This window comes from Streptococcus sp. 477 (genome assembly GCF_013277295.1).
Classification (GTDB): Bacteria; Bacillota; Bacilli; order Lactobacillales; family Streptococcaceae; genus Streptococcus; species Streptococcus pseudopneumoniae.
Genome location: NZ_VMMQ01000047.1, coordinates 1 through 4,166 on the forward strand (window position 1 = coordinate 1; position 4,166 = coordinate 4,166).

The window sequence follows — 4,166 nt, forward strand, 5'->3', positions numbered from 1 at the left end:
ATGCCTTTCTTTTTAGTATGATAAAGTTAGAAAACAGAGAGGGAAGCCTATGGAAGAAGATTGGGCTAAGATGGGTTTACCAATCACACGTAAGGAAATCTCTAATTGGCATATCAAGACGAGTCAATACTATTAGAGTCCCTTTATAACCTTTTACGAGAAAAGTTGTTAGAACAAGCTCTTCTTCATGCGGATGAAACCTCTTATCGGGCTCTAGAGAGTGCTAGTCAGCTGACTTACTATTGGACTTTTTTGTCAGGAAAATCAGAGAAGCAAGCAAACACACTCTACCTCCATGATTAGCGTCGAAGTGGTTCAGTAGTACAAGAATTCCTAGGAGATTATTCTGGATATGTGCATTGTGATATGTTGCGGTAGTAACTTAGGACTTTAGTCCTCTAGTTCTGCCTATGCAATAGCAGTCCAAGGTTTAGGAGCAAGGCGACGCTGAGCTTGGTAAACTGCGAACCCCTAGAAGCTTATCGTCAACTGGAAGAAGCTGAACTTGTTGGATGTTGGGCGCATGTGAGAAGGAAATTTTTTGAAGCGACCCCCAAGCAAGCAGATAACTCATCCTTAGGAGCTAAAGGTTTAGCCTATTGTGACCAGTTATTTGCCTTGGAAAGAGACTGGGAAGACTTGTCAGTTGATGAACGCCTACAGAGACGTCAAGAAGAGCTCCAGCCCCTATAAGAAATCTCCAGATTAGAGAACTCACGGATAGTTCCTAATATGGAGATTTTTCAATATACTTCGTTATTGGACGGTTACAGAAAATTATCATTGTCAATCAACAAATAATTTATTCATTTTTTCTAAAACACTTTGATTAAGTATATCGAGTTCAAATTCAGTTTCAGGCCCATGACCATTTATTGGTAATTCATCAATTTCAAAACATTTATAGTTGTTCAATGTCGACTTCATATAATAAAAATCTAAAACTTTATCTCTAGGACTTTGCATGATGAATGTTTTATAAGGAAGATTTTTCTTCCACACCTTATCAGAAAACATTTCTGTAATTTCAGTTGTCGAGAACTTATCAGTAAACCATTTCCTTTCCATTCCACTTGTTTTTTTTATTTGATTAGATAAATCTATCAAAGGGGAAACGCATATATGTCCACCTAGATTGTGAGAAAATCTGGCACTCAGTAGTAATCCTAATATAGATCCAAAACTTCCTGAATATAAATAAACTTTTTTAACATCTTTTACTGTTTTACTCACTATATACTCAATCGTTCTTACCAATTCATCTATCACATAATTCCAATTTTTATTTGATAATTCTGTATTAACTGAATAAGACGACCCAATATAATTAGCAACCAAGACATCTACCGAGTTGTTCAAGGCAAACCGATATATTTTAGCATTAGTAAATGAATTAAATTCATAGGATTCTGGACCACCATGTAAAGAAACTAATAACTTTTCTGGATTATTTGACTTATAATGAATCCCTTCAAACTTCTCAAAATAGAATTCTTTGCTTATTAACTCCTCTGACATATCTCTATAGATTGTCTCAAATTTTCCATCTTCAAAAAGTAAAAACTCGAATCCTTCAATCGTACTATGCTTCAAAACAAGTCTACTGTTTTGAAGTAAACAAAAATCAATCTTCCCTTCAAAATCATATTCTTTAATCATATTTGTTTTCAAGTCAATACTAACTAAAGTTGTTCGACCGAATCTATTCAAAATGACAAAAAGATTCCACTCGTCTAAAATAGCGTTAATAATAGGATAAAACAAGTCTAAACTTTCTATTAAGTATGAATCGTTTTCGAAATTATAAAGAGATATACGAGTAGTAGAGTAAAGACTGCACACCATATTTCCTCGATCACATAGATAATTCTGTATAATTTTTCCATCAATTTCTAGATTGGGCTGTATATTAGGTGTGGAAATTAACCGCAATTCAATATCATTATAGACTCTATACAAGTCCTGTTTCTCCCCAATATTACTTATCATAGCAGTGATAAGTTTTTCCTCTTCAAAAGAAATAAGAAACTGAGAGATAGAAGCTGTATCATCAGAAATGATCACAACAATATCTGAATTATAAAAATAGACATTTAGTATCTCTGCTTTATCTGATATATTGACTAGTTTATAGGTATCCAATTTAAGCTCTAGATTAATATTAATTCTAGATAACACTAAATACGAATTTTCCAGACTAAATATGTAAATAAAATTATCATTTGATAGTATTGCAGAAAATTCTTTGTCATATATTATTTGTCCATTATTATCTACTAATAATTCATCATGCCATAAAAGTTTACTATCTTGAGTATAAGATAGGAATATAGCATCATTTAAATCCAAATTTTTTATTTTCATCATCCTGTGACCTACTTTTTCATATACTTATAAAAAAGAAACAAAGAAATTGCATTTATAGTGGAAATGATAAAGAAAATGATTAATGTTTTTTGTAAATCATTTGCATACAGATTCCCTCCAAGTAATCCACCTAAACTATCTCCAATAAAATATGAAGTTTGAGATATACCATAGAAATATGAAATTTGTTCTTTAGGATACATATCCAACTCCATTAATTCTTGACTAATTACAGAACCATTTAAGAACAAAGCTCTGCATATAAGAATAAGAAACAAGTATAAAAATTGCATATTAAATATCAATAAAGCTGTTGATAAGCCCACTAAAATTTCACTGACCACAAAGATATACTCTTTATATTTTGAGGTTTTTTGACCTGAAAAAAGAGAAGAGAAATAAGTACTCAGTAGTCCTAAAATTGTCAATGTTACACCAATAACAGATACATTTATACCTTGTTTGCTTAAAATAACTGGAAGATATGGAGCAAATAAACTTACGCTTCCCCCCATAATGAAGCCGAATATTATAGTTCCAACAAGCAGGGTTCTAGCTTTTGCAAAATGTTTAAATTCAGCCTTCTCCAAATCGCCACTCTCATTATGAGATTGAGTAATAGGAGGAATTAGAAATACAGTAATCAGGCAAAGGACGCTCGAAAAAAGTAGAGTCAATTGTGTAGCGTTTTGAAACAAGAATGTTAAAATCCAGACAAGAAAACCTGCTAGTAGCATGCCTAAAGAACTTCCTACTCCATCTGCAAATTCTTTCAACGATACAATAGAGGAACGTTCTTCTTCACTTCCTATGCCCACAATCCATACTCTAATTAATAACAACACTACCGAAGCACCGATTCCTGAAACAAAACCAGATATTATAGAAATGCCTGAGTTATTAGGAAACATCCTAAAAAATAAGCCAATACTATATAAAATTAAACCACATTGAATCACTCTTTGAGGGGTAAATCGTCCTATTTTTTTACCAATATAAAATGAAAAGATGCCAGCAAATGCCATGGCAGAATAGGATAGACCATAATTAGGGAGCCTATCATTCATTTCAAACCAGAGTGCATGAACTGTTTTTGAAGTATACATAGATAGTTTAAAAAACAAATTGAAAATAAAAAAATTGATTGCAATAGGATATTTTCTTAAGATAATTCGATAGTTATTCATGATATTCGCTCACTTCACTTTCTAGTGTTTCTTTCATATCCGATAATTTTTCATTATCACTAAAATGTGTATCTAAAATTTTCAATAACGGTTGCATTTGTTTAAATTTATTGCAGTTATATAAAATTTCTAAAGATATAACCAAATAATCTTCTAGAAAAGATAAATCTAACTGTGAAACTTTGAATTGACATTGTTCTAATAATCTTTGTGCTTTTTCATACATATTCAGCTCGACATATATGTATTGTAAGTCATACCAGAAATCAAAACTTCTATCAGATAAATAATACGCTTTTTTATAATTCGTTAGACTGTCCTGCAACAATTGAAGTTCGCTCAAAACGACGTCCGCTAATCTTTTCATAGACTTTCTCCCCTCTAGGAGCCCCTGCATAAGGACGAGGGAGATAGCGGTCGATTCCTGTTTCATCAATATATACGATTGGTAAATCGTTTAGGTTATCCAAAATATCAAGAAACTCAGCGACTTTCTCTGGGTCTTGTTCCTTAAAGCTCGTCATCTTTTTTTGAAGTGACCTTCATCTGCTTTAAAGCTGCCCATACTGAAGGGACAGCACAATCAAAATGTGCCGCAATTTCCCGTAAAAA

General features: G+C 32.4%; 4 protein-coding genes and 2 pseudogenes. 2 read left to right on the forward strand and 4 right to left on the reverse strand.

Features of this window, described 5'->3' with window-relative positions; all coding sequences use genetic code 11:
- Positions 1-52: 52 nt before the first annotated feature.
- Together HT691_RS11655 and HT691_RS06350 are read left to right on the forward strand one after the other, a co-directional pair.
- Positions 53-369: pseudogene (locus HT691_RS11655) on the forward strand (transposase); the annotation flags it as partial.
- Between the two features lie 84 nt (positions 370-453).
- Entirely contained in the window at positions 454-693 is a 240-nt protein-coding gene (locus tag HT691_RS06350; RefSeq protein ID WP_031243923.1) for a transposase, read from the forward strand.
- A gap of 93 nt (positions 694-786) precedes the next feature.
- Here HT691_RS06350 and HT691_RS06355 read toward each other — a convergent pair whose 3' ends face one another.
- The 4 genes and pseudogenes from HT691_RS06355 to HT691_RS06370 all read right to left on the reverse strand — a co-directional run.
- Positions 787-2,367 carry a hypothetical protein gene (locus HT691_RS06355; RefSeq protein ID WP_138699593.1) on the reverse strand — a complete coding sequence of 527 codons (1,581 nt, stop codon included), beginning with the start codon at positions 2,365-2,367 and terminating at the stop codon, positions 787-789.
- Between the two features lie 8 nt (positions 2,368-2,375).
- Positions 2,376-3,554: an MFS transporter gene (locus HT691_RS06360; RefSeq protein ID WP_023941358.1), complete on the reverse strand. Its 1,179-nt coding sequence runs from the start codon at positions 3,552-3,554 to the stop codon at positions 2,376-2,378.
- A complete protein-coding gene (locus HT691_RS06365) occupies positions 3,547-3,921 on the reverse strand; it encodes a hypothetical protein (protein WP_138699592.1) in 375 nt (124 codons plus the stop codon). Before HT691_RS06365 ends, HT691_RS06360 begins: the two co-directional genes overlap by 8 nt.
- Positions 3,869-4,166, reverse strand: a pseudogene (locus tag HT691_RS06370) (IS630 transposase-related protein); the annotation flags it as partial. The pseudogene HT691_RS06370 and the gene HT691_RS06365, both read right to left, overlap by 53 nt.